At 62.9% G+C, this 15319-nt stretch carries 14 protein-coding genes; 5 read left to right on the top strand and 9 right to left on the bottom strand.

Annotation, left to right across the window (positions count from 1 at the left end; translation table 11 throughout):
- Positions 1-17 precede the first annotated feature (17 nt).
- The 3 genes from SKZ59_RS13375 to ybaL all read left to right on the top strand — a co-directional run bounded on the left by SKZ59_RS13375 (position 18) and on the right by ybaL (position 4702).
- Positions 18-1460 carry a S41 family peptidase gene (locus tag SKZ59_RS13375; protein WP_219328542.1) on the top strand — a complete coding sequence of 481 codons (1443 nt, stop codon included), beginning with the start codon at positions 18-20 and terminating at the stop codon, positions 1458-1460.
- A 197-nt stretch (positions 1461-1657) separates the two neighbouring features.
- The gene (locus SKZ59_RS13370; protein ID WP_319992044.1) at positions 1658-2779 is read left to right on the top strand and encodes a beta-ketoacyl-ACP synthase III; all 1122 of its coding nucleotides are present in this window, start codon (positions 1658-1660) and stop codon (positions 2777-2779) included.
- Positions 2780-2989: 210 nt separating this feature from the next.
- The gene (gene ybaL / locus SKZ59_RS13365; protein ID WP_034752902.1) at positions 2990-4702 is read left to right on the top strand and encodes a YbaL family putative K(+) efflux transporter; all 1713 of its coding nucleotides are present in this window, start codon (positions 2990-2992) and stop codon (positions 4700-4702) included.
- 57 nt (positions 4703-4759) lie between these two features.
- Here ybaL and SKZ59_RS13360 read toward each other — a convergent pair whose 3' ends face one another.
- On the bottom strand, positions 4760-6805 hold the full coding sequence (locus SKZ59_RS13360) for an NADPH-dependent 2,4-dienoyl-CoA reductase (RefSeq protein ID WP_070304458.1): 2046 nt from the start codon (positions 6803-6805) through the stop codon (positions 4760-4762).
- A 160-nt stretch (positions 6806-6965) separates the two neighbouring features.
- On the opposite strand from SKZ59_RS13360, the gene SKZ59_RS13355 reads away from it, so the two are divergent.
- Positions 6966-7547 carry an SRPBCC family protein gene (locus SKZ59_RS13355; RefSeq protein ID WP_254671738.1) on the top strand — a complete coding sequence of 194 codons (582 nt, stop codon included), beginning with the start codon at positions 6966-6968 and terminating at the stop codon, positions 7545-7547.
- A 1-nt stretch (position 7548) separates the two neighbouring features.
- Here the strand turns inward: SKZ59_RS13355 and SKZ59_RS13350 are convergent, their stop codons facing one another.
- The 4 genes from SKZ59_RS13350 to SKZ59_RS13335 form a co-directional block, all read right to left on the bottom strand.
- Entirely contained in the window at positions 7549-8004 is a 456-nt protein-coding gene (locus SKZ59_RS13350; RefSeq protein WP_034752899.1) for a hypothetical protein, read from the bottom strand.
- A 43-nt stretch (positions 8005-8047) separates the two neighbouring features.
- Complete coding sequence (locus tag SKZ59_RS13345; RefSeq protein WP_034752898.1) at positions 8048-8488, bottom strand: DUF2721 domain-containing protein; 441 nt, start codon at positions 8486-8488, stop codon at positions 8048-8050.
- A 112-nt stretch (positions 8489-8600) separates the two neighbouring features.
- On the bottom strand, positions 8601-9557 hold the full coding sequence (gene pip, locus SKZ59_RS13340) for a prolyl aminopeptidase (protein ID WP_072455924.1): 957 nt from the start codon (positions 9555-9557) through the stop codon (positions 8601-8603).
- Between the two features lie 78 nt (positions 9558-9635).
- Entirely contained in the window at positions 9636-10118 is a 483-nt protein-coding gene (locus SKZ59_RS13335; protein ID WP_034752896.1) for an Lrp/AsnC family transcriptional regulator, read from the bottom strand.
- Positions 10119-10271: 153 nt separating this feature from the next.
- Between SKZ59_RS13335 and SKZ59_RS13330 the strand changes: the two genes are divergently transcribed.
- The gene (locus SKZ59_RS13330) at positions 10272-10892 is read left to right on the top strand and encodes a LysE family translocator (protein ID WP_034753583.1); all 621 of its coding nucleotides are present in this window, start codon (positions 10272-10274) and stop codon (positions 10890-10892) included.
- On the opposite strand, the gene SKZ59_RS13325 is transcribed toward SKZ59_RS13330, so the two are convergent.
- The 4 genes from SKZ59_RS13325 to phaP all read right to left on the bottom strand — a co-directional run bounded on the left by SKZ59_RS13325 (position 10829) and on the right by phaP (position 15200).
- Positions 10829-12253, bottom strand: coding sequence for a hypothetical protein (locus SKZ59_RS13325; RefSeq protein ID WP_319992043.1), 1425 nt, complete (start codon positions 12251-12253; stop codon positions 10829-10831). The genes SKZ59_RS13330 and SKZ59_RS13325 overlap by 64 nt on opposite strands.
- A 117-nt stretch (positions 12254-12370) precedes the next feature.
- On the bottom strand, positions 12371-13111 hold the full coding sequence (phbB, locus tag SKZ59_RS13320; RefSeq protein ID WP_034752894.1) for an acetoacetyl-CoA reductase: 741 nt from the start codon (positions 13109-13111) through the stop codon (positions 12371-12373).
- A 211-nt stretch (positions 13112-13322) separates the two neighbouring features.
- Complete coding sequence (locus SKZ59_RS13315; RefSeq protein ID WP_034752893.1) at positions 13323-14501, bottom strand: acetyl-CoA C-acetyltransferase; 1179 nt, start codon at positions 14499-14501, stop codon at positions 13323-13325.
- A 213-nt stretch (positions 14502-14714) separates the two neighbouring features.
- Complete coding sequence (gene phaP / locus SKZ59_RS13310; protein WP_051991330.1) at positions 14715-15200, bottom strand: TIGR01841 family phasin; 486 nt, start codon at positions 15198-15200, stop codon at positions 14715-14717.
- Between the last annotated feature and the right edge of the window lie 119 nt (positions 15201-15319).

The following is a 15319-nucleotide window of genomic DNA, read 5'->3' as shown; positions in this document are numbered from 1 at the left end:
CTAGCTGCAAAGGTGCAATGATGGGCAAACTCAAAAATACCGGCTTGATCGGCCTGGGCGTGGTGGCCGGCGTCGCCGTGTCGCTGCAATTTTCCGCCATGGCGCAAAAGACCGTCGAGCCGCCCCTGCCGCTGGAAGAGCTGCGACAGCTGGCCGACGTGTTTGGCCTGATCAAGTCCGATTACGTCGAGCCAGTGGAAGACAAGAAACTGCTGGAAGACGCCATTTCCGGCATGGTTGCCTCGCTCGACCCCCATTCCGCCTACCTGGACAAGAAAGCCTACGCCGAGCTGCGCGAAGGCTCCGAAGGCAAGTTCGTCGGCCTCGGCATTGAAATTGGCCTCAGCGAAGACGGCTACATCAAGATCGTCTCGCCCATCGAGGATTCGCCCGCCTACCGCGCCGGCATCAAGGCTGGCGATCTGATCACCCGCCTCGATGGCCAGCCCGTGAAAGGCGTCAGCCTCGACGACAACGTCAAGCGCATGCGCGGCGAACCGGGCACCAAGGTGTCGCTGACCATTGCCCGCAAGGATGAACCGCAGCCGCTGGCCTTCACCATCACGCGCGAGGAAATCCATCAAAAAAGCGTGAAGGCGAAGATGGTCGAGCCGGGCTACGCCTGGCTGCGCGTATCGCAATTCCAGGAACCGACCGTCGACGACATGGCCGCGCAGATCACGGCGCTATATCAACAAGATCCGAACATCAAGGGCATGGTGCTGGACCTGCGCAACGATCCGGGCGGCGTGCTGCAGGGCGCCATCGGCGTCTCGGCCGCCTTCCTGCCGAAGGACGCGGCCATCGTCTCGACCAACGGCCAGCTGCCGGACTCGAAACAGGTGTTCTACGGCCGCGCCGAATACTATACCTTCCGCTCGGAAGGCGATGCGCTGGCGAAATTGCCCGCCGCCATCAAGAAAGTGCCGCTCGTAGTGCTGGTCAACACGGGGTCGGCCTCGGCCTCGGAAATCGTCGCCGGCGCCCTGCAGGATTACAAGCGCGCCACCATCATCGGCACGCAAACCTTCGGCAAGGGTTCCGTGCAAACCATCCGCCAGCTGACCGCCGACACGGCCGTCAAGCTGACGACGGCCCGCTACTATACGCCGAACGGCCGCTCGATCCAGGCCAAGGGCATCGTGCCCGACCTGCTGGTCGATGAAAATGCGGACGGCGACGGCTTGAACGGCTTGCGCATCCGCGAAGCGGACCTGACCAAGCATCTGAGCAACGACCGCGACAAGGAAAGCGCCAAGGCGGCCCCCGTCAACGACGAGATGGAAGAGCAATTGCGCATCATCGCGCTGGAAAAGACTCGCAAGCCGCTGGAATTTGGCAGCAAGGACGATTTCCAGTTGCACCAGGCGCTGAACCACCTGAAGGGCTTGCCGGTGCAGCTGGCCAAGGCCGAACCGGTGGTGGTGCAAGCCGACGTCAAGAAAGAACAGAAGAAGTAAGCAGTTTGGGGTCAGACCCGGCGGGGCTGCCCCCATCACACGCAATACCCCCAGCACCGCTCCACGCGACAAAAATCAATCTTCCGCCACACATCGCCCTGCCCCGCAACACGAAACTCTCTACAGTCGAGCCTGTTTGTGTAAAATTTGCTTCACTTATCGGCGCCACGTCGATTGCCAAATTTGAAAGTTTAACCATGAAACAAGTCGTCATCAGCGGTACCGGACTGTACACGCCGCCATTTTCGATCTCCAACGAAGAGCTGGTCACCTGCTTCAATGCCTACGCGGAAAAGTTCAATGCCGACAACGCCGACGCGATCACCGCGGGCACGGTGACGGCGCTGGACCTGTCGAGCGTGGCCTTCATCGAAAAGGCGTCCGGCATCAAGTCGCGCTTCGTGATGGAAAAGAAAGGCATCCTCGATCCGGCGCGCATGGTCTCGCGCATCCCGGAACGGGGCGATGACGAACTGTCCCTGCAGGCGGAAATGGCGGTCGCCGCCGCGCGCGACGCGCTGGCGCGCGCCGGCCGCACGCCAGCCGATATCGACATGGTGCTGGTCGCTTGCAGCAACATGCAGCGCGCCTACCCGGCCATGGCCGTGGAAGTGCAGGATGCGCTGGGCATCGATGGTTATGGTTTTGACATGAACGTGGCGTGCTCGTCGGCCACCTTCGGCATCCAGCAAGCCGTGGCCGCCGTGCAAAGCGGCCAGGCGCGCGCCGTGCTGGTCCTGAATCCCGAAATCACCAGCGGCCACCTGAACTGGCGCGACCGCGACAGTCATTTCATTTTCGGCGACGCCTGCACCGCCATCATCGTCGAAGCGAAAGACACGGCCGTGTCCCAGCACCAGTTCGAGATCATCGGCACGGAACTCAAAACGCGTTTCTCGAACGCCATCCGCAACAATTTTGGCTTCCTCAACCGTTTTGACGAGTCCGGCGTGGGCCAGGCCGATAAATTGTTCCGCCAGCAAGGCCGCAAGGTTTTCAAGGAAGTGTGCCCGATGGCCGCCGAGATGATCAAGGCGACCCTGGCCAAGGCCGGCGTGGAAGTGGCGCAAGTCTCCCGCTACTGGCTGCACCAGGCCAACCTGAACATGAACTTGCTGATCGCGCGCCTGATCCTGGGCCGCGACGCGCAAGCCAATGAGGCGCCCGTGATCCTCGACACCTACGCCAACACCTCGTCGGCCGGTTCCATCATCGCCTTCCATAAATATCAGGATGACATGGCGGCAGGCAGCACCGGCGTCATCTGCTCGTTCGGCGCCGGCTATTCCATCGGCTGCGTGGTCGTGCGCAAGCTCTGAGCGCATGGGTGTAACATCGCCTGACTCCTGAATTAGGCGATGTTCAAGGTGGATAGGCATGCGTTCGTGGCCACCTGGACGAAGATATAGCACAGGTTTTTTGCAATAAAGCCGCAGGAAATTTTCCGGCAGGGGCTTTGATGCGTTTATACTTGGTCGCTGAGCAACATCTTTTTCTACCCGCACGTCCCCATAAGGAACCCCACACGCATGCCCCATGACATCAGCCTGATCACCACCATCGCCGCCGCCCTCGGGTTTGGCCTCATCTTCGGCTTCATCGCCGCGCGCCTGAAACTGCCGGCACTGGTCGGCTATCTGGCCGCCGGCATCATCATCGGACCGGCCACGCCCGGTTTTGTGGCGGATGCGGAAATAGCGGGACAATTGGCGGAAATCGGGGTGATGCTGATGATGTTCGGTGTCGGCCTGCACTTTTCCATCGAAGATTTATGGGACGTGCGCAAGATCGCGCTACCCGGCGCCATCCTGCAGATCGGCGTCGCCACGGCGATGGGCATGGGCCTGGCCCACTGGTGGGGCTGGACCCTCGGTGGCGGGCTGATCTTCGGCCTGGCCCTGTCCGTGGCCAGTACCGTGGTGCTGCTGCGCGCGCTGGAAGAGCGGGGCATCCTCGACTCGCTCAATGGCCGCATCGCCGTCGGCTGGCTGGTGGTAGAAGACCTCGTCACTGTGCTCGTGCTCGTGCTGCTGCCGGCGTTTGCCGGCGCGCTGGGCGGCAAGGTCGCCCCTGGCGCCGAATCCGTCAGCCTGTGGCAGACCCTGGCCGTGACCCTGGGCCAAGTGGCCGGTTTCATCATCTTCATGCTGGTCGTCGGCCGCAAGCTGTTCCCGTGGATACTGTGGCAAGTGGCGCGCACCGGCTCGCGTGAACTGTTTACCCTGTGCGTGATCGCGGCCGCCGTCGGCATCGCCTATGCTTCCACCAAGCTGTTCGGCGTGTCGTTCGCGCTGGGCGCCTTCTTCGCCGGCATGGTGCTGCGCGAGTCCGAACTCAGTCACCGCGCCGCGGAAGAATCCTTGCCCCTGCGCGACGCGTTCGCCGTGCTGTTCTTCGTTTCCGTCGGCATGCTGTTCGAGCCGAACATCCTCATCGACAAGCCCCTGCAAGTGCTGGCCGTGTGCGCCATCATTATCTTCGGCAAATCAATCGCCGCCTTTTTGCTCGTGATGGCGCTACGCTATCCGCCGAAGACGGCCATCATCGTCTCGGCCAGCCTGGCGCAGATCGGCGAGTTCTCGTTCATCCTGGCCGCGCTGGGCCTGTCCCTGGGCCTGATGCCGCAGGAAGGCCAAAGCCTGATCCTGGCCGGCGCCATCCTGTCGATCGCCCTCAACCCGCTCGTCTTCAGCATGGCCAAGCCGCTGCTGCGCGTGATGAACAACAGCGATTTCGCCCGCAAGTTCGAACGCACGACAGACCCGCTGGCCGAGCTGCCGATGACGGTGCCGCAGGAAAAACTGTCGGGCCAGATCGTGCTCGTCGGCTATGGCCGCGTGGGCCGGCGCATCGCCGCCGCCCTGATGGAGCGGGGCATCCACTTTGTCGTGGCCGAGGAAAACCGCGAAATCGTCGACCAGCTGCGCAAGCAGGGCATTCCGGCCGTGGCCGGCAATGCGGGCGAACCGGCCGTGCTGATCCAGGCGCACATCACGCACGCCACCATGCTCGTCATCGCCACGCCCGACACCTTCCACGTGCGCGCCATGATCGAGACGGCGCGCGCGCTGAACCCCGCCATCCTGACGGTGGTGCGCACGCATAGCGAGGAAGAGGCGGAATTGCTGCGCGCGGAAAACGCGGGCAAAGTCTTCATTGGCGAGCACGAGCTGGCCAATGGCATGGCCGAGCACGTGCTGCAAAGTTTTGAGACGGCGAAGAAGGGGCATGGCGGGCATTAAGCAAGCGCCCTTTCCGTCCAGCAAGCCTGCCCGCTACCCAGCCGGCAGGCTTTCTTTTTACAGGCTGGCGGCCAGCTCCGCCCCTTCCCGTATCGCCCGCTTGGCATCGAGTTCCGCCGCCAGCGCGGCGCCGCCGATTTTATGGAAGCGCGGACCTCCCGACGCCAGCGGTTTGCCATCCTTGTCGGTTGGCGGCATGAGTTCCGTGAGACTATCCTGCCCCGCGCAGATGACCACGTTGTCCACCGCCAGCAGGCGCTGCTCGCCGCCCACGGTGATGTGCAAACCCTGCTCGTCGATCTTGTCGTAGCTTACGCCAGCCAGCATGGCCACGCCGTTTCTCGCCAGCGCCGCGCGGTGCACCCAGCCCGACGTCTTGCCCAATCCGGCACCCACTTTCGACGTCTTGCGTTGCAACAGGAAGATTTGCCGTACGGGATGGGGGGCTGCGGGCGGCACCAGGCCGCCACCGGTCGCCGCGTTCAAGTCCACGCCCCACTCGCCCGCCCACGTCGCCACGGCTTGCGGCAATGGATGCGCCGGGTCGTGCAGCAGATACTCTCCCACGTCGAAACCGATGCCGCCCGCGCCGATGATGGCCACGCGCGCGCCTACCGGTTTCTTGGCTTGCAGCACGTCCAGGTACGACAGCACCTTCGGATGGTCGATGCCGGGAATGGCCGGCAGGCGCACCTTGATGCCCGTGGCGACGATGACGTCGTCGTAGCCGCCGGCCAGCAATTGCTCGCGCGTCACGCGCTGGCCCAGGCGCAGCTTGACGTCCAGCAGCGCCAGACGGCGCGCAAAATAGCGGATGGTTTCCGTGAATTCTTCCTTGCCGGGAATCTGCATGGCCACCTTGAACTGGCCGCCCACGCTATCGCTGCTGTCGAACAGGGTCACCGCGTGCCCGCATTCGGCCGCCACGCAGGCGGCGGACAAGCCGGCCGGGCCCGCGCCGACGACGGCCACCTTGCGCGGCACGGCCTTTTTCGCGTACACGAGTTCCGTTTCATGGCAGGCGCGCGGGTTGACGAGGCAGCTGGCGCGCTTGTTGGCGAACGTGTGGTCGAGGCATGCCTGGTTGCAGCCGATGCAGGTATTGATTTCGTCGGCGCGTCCCGACGCGGCCTTGGCGACAAAGAAGGGGTCGGCCAGGAAGGGGCGCGCCATCGACACGAGGTCGCAGTCGCCCCGCTCGAGGATGGCGTTGGCTTCGTGCGGCATGTTGATGCGGTTCGAGGCCACCACGGGAATCGTCACTTCGCGGCGCAGCCGGCCCGCCACGGAAGCAAACGCGGCGCGCGGCACCGAGGTGACGATGGTGGGCACCCTCGCCTCATGCCAGCCGAAGCCGGTATTCAAAATCGTCACGCCCGCGTGCTCCAGCGCCTTGGCCACCGCCACCACGTCCTCCCAGGTATTGCCGCCCTCGACCAGGTCGAGCAGCGAGTGGCGGTACATGATGATGAAGCTGGGGCCGACGGCGGCGCGGATGCGGCGCACGATCTCGACGGGCAGGCGCATGCGGTTCTCGATGCTGCCGCCCCAGCGGTCCTGGCGCAGATTCGTGCGCGCACACAGGAACTGGTTCAATAAATATCCTTCGCTGCCCATCACTTCGATGCCGTCGTAGCCCGCCTTTTGCGCCAGGCGCGCGCAGCGGACGTAATCGCAGATGGTGCGTTCGATGCCGCGCTCGCTCAGGGGCCGGGGACGGAATGGCGAGATCGGCGATTTCTTGGCCGACGCCGAGACGACGAACGGCTGATAGCCATAGCGGCCCGCATGCAGGATCTGCATGACGATCTTGCCGCCCTCCTCGTGCACGGCGCGCGTCACCTTGCGGTGGTTGGGCACGTCGCCGAGGAAATTCAAGGTTCCGCCAAACGGCAGCAGCCAGCCCTGACGGTTCGGCGAGATGCCGCCCGTGACGATCAGCCCCACGCCGCCGCGCGCCCGTTCGCGGTAAAAGGCGGCCAGCTTGCCATAATGATAAAAGCGGTCTTCCAGGCCCGTGTGCATGGACCCCATGATGACTCGGTTGCGCAAGGTGGTAAAACCCAGGTCGAGCGGGGCCAGCAGATGGGGATAGGCAGTCATGGTGATCGGTCCGGTAGAAGTGGTTGCAGGCCGTACGGTAGCAAGCATTGCCGATCGCCGCAGCGACTTTCTCTAGACCGGGAGTTCTAAATCGCCCGGCGCGCGGGCCGGCGACGGGTACAGCTTGTGCCTGGCGGTACTTTCCCGTAGGCTAGCTGGCATGAAGCGACTCTTCCTCTGCCTGCTGATGCTGTGCGCCGTCCCCGCTACCGCGCTGGCACAGGCGATACGCCTGGACAAGCTCAAGGTCGAGGTCAAGCGCATCGAGGTCGACGGGCAGCGCATGTATGAAGTCGATGCCAGCGCCAGCGTGCAGGCGCCGCCGGCGTCCGTGTGGAAGACCCTGACCACCTACGAGCGCATGAGTGAATTCGTGCCCGACCTCAGCTCCTGCCGCGTGCTGTCGCGCAACGGCAATGAAGTCATCATCGAGCAGCAGGGCATGGCGCGCTTCCTGTTCATGAACCACCCCATCCACCTGGTGGTGCGGGCCACGGAAACGCCGTTGACGTCCATCGACATCGCCCTGATCTCCGGCGACATGCGGCACTACGAATCGCGCTGGAATTTGTATCCCGTGCCCGAGACGGGCGGCACGCGCATCGTCTTTTCCAGCCGGCTGATGCCGGGCTTCTATGTGCCCGGCATGCTGGGCACGACCATGATACGCGGCGATATCGAGCGCATGATGGCCGCCGTGCTGGCCCGCATCGACAGCCAGTACGCTGACAAATCCAGCTGAATTACGCCAAGTAGGTATCGCGGTCGCGGATTTCCGCGAAATTTTCCAGGCTGCCCAGCTTCACCGTGACGGGATTCAGGCTCGCCTGCGGCTGCATCGAGCGCCAGGCGAACAGCCATTCCTGCTCGGGCGCTTCGGCGCGCGTCTTGGTAAAGGCGGCGCCCAGGGCGGCGCGCTGGCCGTATTCGACCAGGCCATCGATGCCTGCCCAGCTGGGCAAGGTGCGCTGCACGGCGCGGTGCAGGCGTTCGCCGAATTCTTCCGTATTGTGGATGATCAAACAAGCGTCGGCCGGAGCGAACAGGTCGAACAGTTGCTTGTCCCACACTTGCGAAAAGCTCAGGGTCAAACAATTGCCCGCAGGCGCCAGGCGGAACTGGCCCAGGCTCAGCGCCAGCTCGAGTTCGCTGCGCTGGCCGTAGCGGTGCAGGGTGGGGGGACGTTTGTAATCGTGCATGCTGGACTCGTTCTTCAATAGTAGGGTAAAACCGGCGCGCCGCTTAACGTGGCGGGCGGATATGGCGCCGGATGCGCTGGGCCGTCGCGGCCAGATAAATTTCGCGCAGTAAATAAATAAAACAGCCGATCAGGCAAATCACGGCCAGCACAAAGAAGGCCGCGATGTATCTGTCCAGGGTCAGGTTCAGAATATCGCCCAAAAACAGCATGGCGATGATGACGCAGACGAAGAAACCGCACGCCGTGCTCAGCGAAATCGAGTAATTGATCAGATGAGTACGCCGATACAGGGTATCTAGCTCATCCATATAGAAATCGTTGTAGCCGATGTCGAGCCGGTCTTCCAGCACGCGCGTGCGGTCGATGATGCGGCCCAGGCGATTGGTCAGCACCACCAGCATGGTGCCGATACCGGTCAACAGGAAAACCGGCGCAATCGCCAGCTGGATGATATGGCCGATGTCGCCGATCTGTATGTTCATGGATAAAAAGTCGTGGGTTCACACCGGCGCCCGACCGTGGCGCCAGCACAGGCCATAGTGTAGCAGGTGGCGCACGCCGGCTGGCCGCTTTGCCAACCGGCATGTTGCAAGATCATGCGAAGCCGCGTCCCGGTACGAAGCGCTCGGTGGCGCGTACCAGCGCCGAAGCGATGCCGTGCTCGAGCGCGCCATGGCCCGCGTCCGGGATCATTTCCAGCTGCGCACCTGGCCATGCCTGCTGCAGGCGGTAGGCCGACAGCGGCGGACAGATGGCGTCGTAGCGTCCTTGCACGATAACGGCCGGCAAATGCGCGATGCGCCCCATGTTGCGGATCAGCTGGTCTTCCTCGAAGAAACCGAGATTGGCCATGTAATGCGATTCGAGCCGGCCCACGCCCAGGTCGAGCGCATCGTTCGGCGCATCTTCCGGCTGCGGCATCAGATAGACGCGGCGCCCTTCGAAGCGGCTCCAGGCGCGCGCGGCCGGCCAATACACGGCAGGGTCGCTGCTGAGGATGCGTTGCACATAGGCCGCCAGCAGGTCGCCCCGCTCTTCCGGCGGTATCGGCGCGGCGAATTCCGCGTACAGTTCCGGATAGAACCAGCGCACGCCCTCGATGAACCAGTCGATTTCCGCCTGCGTGCACAGGAAAATGCCACGCAGCACGAAACCGAGGCAGGCTGCGGGATGCGCCTGGCCATACGCCAGCGCCAGGGTCGAGCCCCACGAGCCGCCAAACACCAGCCATTGGGCGATGCCGAACTGGGTGCGCAGGCGTTCGATGTCCTCGATCAGCAACTGCGTCGTGTTGTTGCGCCATTCGCCCAGCGGCGTGGACTTGCCGGCGCCGCGCTGGTCGAACAGGATCACGCGGTAGCGCTGCGGATCGAAGAAGCGGCGGTGCTGCGGCGACAGGCCCGCGCCGGGGCCGCCATGCAGGAACAGCACGGGAATGCCGTCGGGATTGCCGCACTCTTCCCAATAAATGGTGTGGATGTCATCGACCGCCAGCATGCCGTGCCGGTTCGGCGACAGGGCGGGAAACAAAGGAGACAGGGAATCGGGCATGGCGGTCCTTGGAGTGGCGGTCAGGGCGCCAGGCACGAGTCCTGGCAACTGTTCCAATTATAGTGCGCGCCCGGCGCCTCAGGCCAGCAGCAAAGGCAGGCGGTTCGACGACTTGATTTCGCGCATCGACAGGCTGGACTGGATTTCCGCCACGCCAGGCAGGCGGCGCAGCACGGTCGAGACGAATTCGCCATACGCTTCCAGGTCGCGCGCCACCACTTGCAGGAAATAATCGGCTTCGCCCGCCACGTTGTGGCACGACAGAATTTCGGGAATCGTCGCGATCGCTTGTTCGAACTGCGATGGCTGCTCGCCGCCATGGTTGGCAAACACGACCCGGACAAACGCGACCAGGCCGATGCCCAGCTTCTTGCGGTTGAGCAAAGCCTGGTAGCCGGTAATAAAACCTTCCTCTTCCAGACGGCGCAAGCGGCGCCAGACGGGGGTTTCGCTCAGTTTCAAGCGCTCGGCCAGGCGCGCATTCGACAGCCTTCCTTCATCCTGCAACAGCCTGAGTATCTGCAAATCGGTGGCGTCGAGACTAACTTCTGAAATTTTCATCTAATTTTTGTTTTTATACGAGTGGAATCTACCCGAATACTAGGGCATGCAAGGCAGGAAAAGCAAGCACATTTCATCGCCGCAAGAACATAATGGGGGCCGGCGAGCAGGCTGCACCGTGCGCATGCTCCCGCTTTTCTTTTCGACTGGCCCATGTCCGATTCTACCTTCCTGATGTACCTGCTGGCACTGGCCGGCGCCTTTTTATTACCGGGTCCCGACATGGCGCTGGTGCTGGCCACGGGCGCCGCGCGCGGCGTGGCCACGGCGCTGGTGACGGCGCTGGGCATCGCCGGCGCGCGCGCCGTCCACGTGGCGCTGTCGGGCGCGGGCCTGGCGGCGCTGATGGTGACGCATCCGCAAGCGCTGCAGTGGGTCAAATGGGCGGGCGCCGCCTACCTGCTGTATCTGGCGCTGCGCTTGCTGCAGTCGGCCCTGTCGAGCAAAACGGCGCAGGAAGAAGCGGCACCCGCCACGGCGCACAGCGCCCGTGCCAGCCTGGTGCGCGGCTTCCTGACGAATCTGCTCAATCCGAAGGCACTGCTGTTTTGCAGCATGTTCCTGCCACAATTCGTCGCCGGCAGCGAACAGGTCGGCATGCAATACCTGCGCCTGGGCGCCGTCCTGGTGCTGATGGGCTTGCTGTTCGACGCCATCTACGCCGTGCTGGCCGCACGCCTGGCGCGCCGCCTGCGCGGCAAGCCTTCGCCTTACGGCAAGTTCGTGCTGCCCTCCGTCTTCGTGCTGCTGGCCGGACGGCTGGTGCTGGGCTGAACTGCTTTAGCGTCGGCAAAGAAGGCAGGATAATCGTTCAGCAGGCTGCGCTCAAGGTCGTTGACCTTGCGAAATTGCCGTAGCGACGGCGCCATGGCCCGGCCCGCATTCCAGCTGCGCCAGGCATTCGGCGCATCGAACTGCGCCAGCAGGGCGTCGCCCAGATCCTGATACACGGCCGCCATCTGCGGCTTTGCCTGCAGCACTTGCAGATACAAGGCCGTCGCTTCCGACCATTGCCCCAGCTTGGCGCGCAAATTCCCCTCGAACAAGGCCAGCACGGGTTGCTCCAGCCCCGTTTGCTTCCTCAATTCCTGCACGGTGGCCAGCGCGTCCGCGATGCCCTCCTTGTCCTTGGCCTGCAATCCCCGCGTCAAATCGTGGATGGGCTGGCACTCCTGCATGGCCCGTTGTTGCTGAAGCGACAGTTTTTCGACCAGCGCGCCCGTGGAAAAATGGTCTTCCAGCATGGTCAAGAAAGCTTCGAAGGGCTTTTCCGCGGCAAAGAGCTTTTCCGCTTCGGCGCGCAGCGCGGGATGCGCCTGGGGGCTCAACGGCGGCAACAGCGCCGCCTGCGCCAGCACTCTTTCGAGCGGCGGCGCGTCGGCCGCCAGCGGACGGGGCCGGTAGGCGGCCAGCGAATACGTGGCGGGCGCCCCCGCCGTCAAGGCGCTGACGCGGAAATGGCGCGCGACCTTGCCGCCCACTTCCTCATAGTGCAAGGTGAAGTCGGCGGGAATACGCTTGCCGTCGGCCAGCAGCTTCAGTACCAGCGGATGGCCGCCCCAGCTGTAGCGCAAGTACTGGGCAAACGCCGTCGCGTCGTCGCCGCTGACAGGGCTGCCGGCAATGCCCAGGCGCAGCAGGGGCTGTTCGTCAAGCGACCACAGCACGGCGCCGTCGAGCAGCTGGGGCTGCAGCGCGCCGCGCCGCTTGTTGTCCAGCACCGACAAAGCTTGCTCCTCATACACGGGCAGCGTTGCGTGCTGCTCAAGGCCGCCCGCCTTCAACATGCCGGCGATCCCCTGCCGGTGGCGCAGCTCGAAGACGCGAAAACCCGCCACGTCGAACAGCGAATACGTGTCGTAGGTGGACGCCGCCATATCGATGACGTGGCGCCGGCGCGTGGCAAAGTCCAACACGGACAAGGCCTTGCCATCGCGCACGCTCAGGTACTGTTCGCCCAGCACGACATCGCTTTCCTGCGTAGTGCGCGCGGGCAGGCTGGTTTTCACGCCGGGCTTGTTGACGCGCTCGGTGGTCACCGTGACGTGGAACGCGACGCTGGCCTGGGCCGCGCTGGCGCCCAGGAAAAGGATGGCGGCCACGCTGGCGCGGCGCAAGGCGGAAACAAGGGTCATGGAAATGATGCAGTGGAGAAATGCTGATTCTAAGGCAAATCCGGCCATCCCCTTGTTTTGCTGGCAAGCATAAAAAAAGACAGCCGAAGCTGTCTTTCTGTTTTACCTCAACAACGATTACGACATGTGCTGGCCGCCGTTGATCGAGATGTTGGCGCCCGTGACGAACGCGGCTTCATCGGAGGCCAGGTAAGCGACCAGGCCGGCCACTTCTTCCGGCTTGCCCAGGCGCGCCATCGGAATTTGCGGGATGATTTTGCTGTCGAGCACTTCCTGTGGAATCGCCATGACCATCTTGGTGCCGATGTAGCCTGGCGAAATGGTGTTGACGGTGACGTTCTTGCGCGCCACTTCCAGCGCCAGCGACTTGGTGAAACCATGCATGCCGGCTTTCGCGGCCGAATAGTTGGTCTGGCCGAAGGCGCCCTTCTGGCCGTTGACGGACGAAATATTGATGATACGGCCCCAGCCGCGTTCCACCATGCCGTCGCAGACAGGCTTGGTCATGTTGAAGACGGAATCGAGGTTGGTGCTCATCACGGCATCCCAGTTCGGCTTGTCCATCTTCTTGAACGTCATGTCGCGCGTGATGCCGGCGTTATTCACCAGCACGTCGACAGGACCGATTTCCGCTTCCACGGCCGCCACGCAGGCAGCCGCCGAATCGTAGTCGGCCACGTCGCACGGATACGCCTTGAAGTCATAGCCCATGTCCTTCGTCGTCGCCAGCCATTCCGCGACCTTCGGATTGCCTGGGGAATATGTGGTCACCACGCGATAGCCGAGGGCCGCCAGCTTGAAACACACCGCTTCGCCCAGACCGCCCATGCCACCAGTTACCAATGCAACTCTTGCCATTTTCATCCCCTCAGTGTCGTTCTATTGCTAAAAAGTTAATTATTTAGTGAAATTAGTCCACAACCGTTGAACCACAGCGCCGTACCGCACCGTATCCAAGCGTAGCGAGCGGCGATGATTTGTGGCTAAGAAGCGCAACCGTGCTCTAGCACGGTGAGCATCGCAGGCCGCAAAGCGCGCCGCGCAGTAGCTTGGGTGCGGTGCCAGCTACTTAATCCCGCTCGATCGCTAAAGCGACTCCCATGCCGCCGCCGATGCACAGGGCTGCCAGGCCTTTCTTGGCGTCGCGGCGTATCATTTCGTGGATCAAGGTGACCAGGATGCGCGCGCCGGACGCGCCGATCGGGTGGCCGATGGCGATCGCGCCGCCGTTCACGTTGATCTTGCTGGTATCCCAGCCCATTTCCTTGTTGACGGCAATCGCTTGCGCGGCAAACGCTTCGTTGATTTCCATCAGGTCCAGCTCTTCATGCGTCCAGCCGGCTTTTTTCAGGCACAGACGCGATGCGGAGACGGGGCCCATGCCCATGACGGCAGGGTCCAGGCCCGACGATGCATAAGCCTTGATGCGCGCCAGCGGCTTCAAGCCCAGTTCTTTCGCTTGCGAAGCCGACATCATGATGACGGCGGCGGCGCCGTCATTCAGGCCCGAGGCATTGCCAGCCGTGACAGTGCCGTCCTTGGCGAACGCGGGGCGCAGGCCGGACAGCGACTCCAGGGTCGAGCCCGGCTTGATGTATTCATCGCTGTCGAAGACCACGGTGCCTTTTTTGTTGGCGATTTCCAGCGGCAGGATTTCATCCTTGAACTTGCCCGCTTTTTGCGCCGCTTCAGCCTTCAGTTGCGACTGCAGCGCGAATTCATCCTGCTCGGCGCGCGTCACTTCGTATTTCTTGGCGACGTTTTCCGCCGTGATGCCCATGTGGTACTGGTTGTACACGTCCCACAGGCCGTCGACGATCATGGTGTCGATCATCTTGAAGTCGCCCATGCGGAAACCGTCGCGCGAGCCGTTCATCGCGTGCGGCGACGCGCTCATGTTTTCCTGGCCGCCGGCGATGATGATGTTGGCGTCGCCGCACTTGATCGCTTGCGCCGCCAGGTGCGTGGCCTTCAGACCGCTGCCGCAAACCTTGTTGATGGTAAATGCCGGGATGGCGCTGGGCAGGCCAGCCTTGATGACGGCCTGGCGCGCGGCGTTCTGGCCGACGGCGGCCGTCAGCACCTGGCCCAGGATCGCTTCGCCGATCAGGTTCGGGTCGATGCCGGTTTGAGCCATCAAGCCCTTGATTACATGCGCGCCCAGTTCGGACGCAGGAATCTTGGCCAGGCTGCCACCGAATTTGCCGACTGCGGTACGGCCAGCGGCCACGATTACGACATCATCCATTTATTTCTCCGATATGCAGGCCACGAGGGCCAAGGTCAAGGTGTTAATAGAATCCAATGAGAATCCGGGAAGACACAGCAAGCTGCGTTTCATTCTAGCGCGGCATGCGCCGCAGTTCCAGCGCCGCACCGCAGGCGGCGGCGATGACAGCCTGCTTGCGGTGGCGGCGGGCGGCCAGGCGCGGCGGATAGCCGCTGCCGGGCCGCAAAACGCTTACGCCTGGCGCGCAGGACGCGTGTTTTTATTTTTATCATACCCTTCATCTGCGCTGCCGAAAGTGGTTTTTAGAAAATTATTGAAGGGAATAATCAGGGGTACGGGGGTTTGCTTTACCACCTGCAACAGCTCGCCAAATTTTTGACGCGATGCAGCAAACTCACCCTTTGTCACAGTCTCGAATTTCTCCTGGGTTTCTTGGGCAACATCCTTTGCCTGGCGGCCATATGCACCGATGCGCTCGATGGCCAGTTGCGACTGCGTGCGCGACAGTTGCAGCAGCGCTTGCGGGTCCTTCACGGACAGCAGCTGATTGCCCGCCACCGTAGCGGCGGCCAGCGCTGCGCGGGCCGCATCGAGCTGCAAGTCCAGCACGCTGGCGCCGCTGTCGACGGCGGCCTGGGCATACGCTTGCGCGCTGATCAACTGCGCTTCCACCACGGCCTTGCCAGCCAGTGCCCATTGTTCGGAAAATGAAAACATGTCGTTCCTCCCCAAAGAGTAGGCAGCGCCATGTTGCGCCGCACAGTGCTCAACTGTAAGCGGTGGTTCATTGCTGAACCTTGATATTTATCAAGCTTTGCTGTTGGTTTGTTTCCAAC

The sequence above is a fragment of the Janthinobacterium sp. GMG2 genome (assembly GCF_033949445.1).
GTDB classification, from domain to species: Bacteria; Pseudomonadota; Gammaproteobacteria; order Burkholderiales; family Burkholderiaceae_D; genus Janthinobacterium; species Janthinobacterium aestuarii.
Note: the sequence above shows the minus strand (reverse complement) of the source record. Positions and strands in the feature narration are given on the sequence as shown.

Excerpts from the sequence above, each read along its gene's own strand:
- phbB (WP_034752894.1), bottom strand. The coding sequence starts at position 13,111 with ATGGCAAGAGTTGCATTGGTAACTGGTGGCATGGGCGGTCTGGGCGAA.
- SKZ59_RS13360 (WP_070304458.1), bottom strand. The coding sequence starts at position 6,805 with ATGACTGCCTATCCCCATCTGCTGGCCCCGCTCGACCTGGGTTTTACC.
- SKZ59_RS13355 (WP_254671738.1), top strand. The coding sequence starts at position 6,966 with ATGAAGCGACTCTTCCTCTGCCTGCTGATGCTGTGCGCCGTCCCCGCT.
- SKZ59_RS13370 (WP_319992044.1), top strand. The coding sequence starts at position 1,658 with ATGAAACAAGTCGTCATCAGCGGTACCGGACTGTACACGCCGCCATTT.
- ybaL (WP_034752902.1), top strand. The coding sequence starts at position 2,990 with ATGCCCCATGACATCAGCCTGATCACCACCATCGCCGCCGCCCTCGGG.
- SKZ59_RS13330 (WP_034753583.1), top strand. The coding sequence starts at position 10,272 with ATGTCCGATTCTACCTTCCTGATGTACCTGCTGGCACTGGCCGGCGCC.
- SKZ59_RS13335 (WP_034752896.1), bottom strand. The coding sequence starts at position 10,118 with ATGAAAATTTCAGAAGTTAGTCTCGACGCCACCGATTTGCAGATACTC.
- SKZ59_RS13315 (WP_034752893.1), bottom strand. The coding sequence starts at position 14,501 with ATGGATGATGTCGTAATCGTGGCCGCTGGCCGTACCGCAGTCGGCAAA.
- SKZ59_RS13375 (WP_219328542.1), top strand. The coding sequence starts at position 18 with ATGATGGGCAAACTCAAAAATACCGGCTTGATCGGCCTGGGCGTGGTG.
- phaP (WP_051991330.1), bottom strand. The coding sequence starts at position 15,200 with ATGTTTTCATTTTCCGAACAATGGGCACTGGCTGGCAAGGCCGTGGTG.
- pip (WP_072455924.1), bottom strand. The coding sequence starts at position 9,557 with ATGCCCGATTCCCTGTCTCCTTTGTTTCCCGCCCTGTCGCCGAACCGG.
- SKZ59_RS13350 (WP_034752899.1), bottom strand. The coding sequence starts at position 8,004 with ATGCACGATTACAAACGTCCCCCCACCCTGCACCGCTACGGCCAGCGC.
- SKZ59_RS13345 (WP_034752898.1), bottom strand. The coding sequence starts at position 8,488 with ATGAACATACAGATCGGCGACATCGGCCATATCATCCAGCTGGCGATT.
- SKZ59_RS13325 (WP_319992043.1), bottom strand. The coding sequence starts at position 12,253 with ATGACCCTTGTTTCCGCCTTGCGCCGCGCCAGCGTGGCCGCCATCCTT.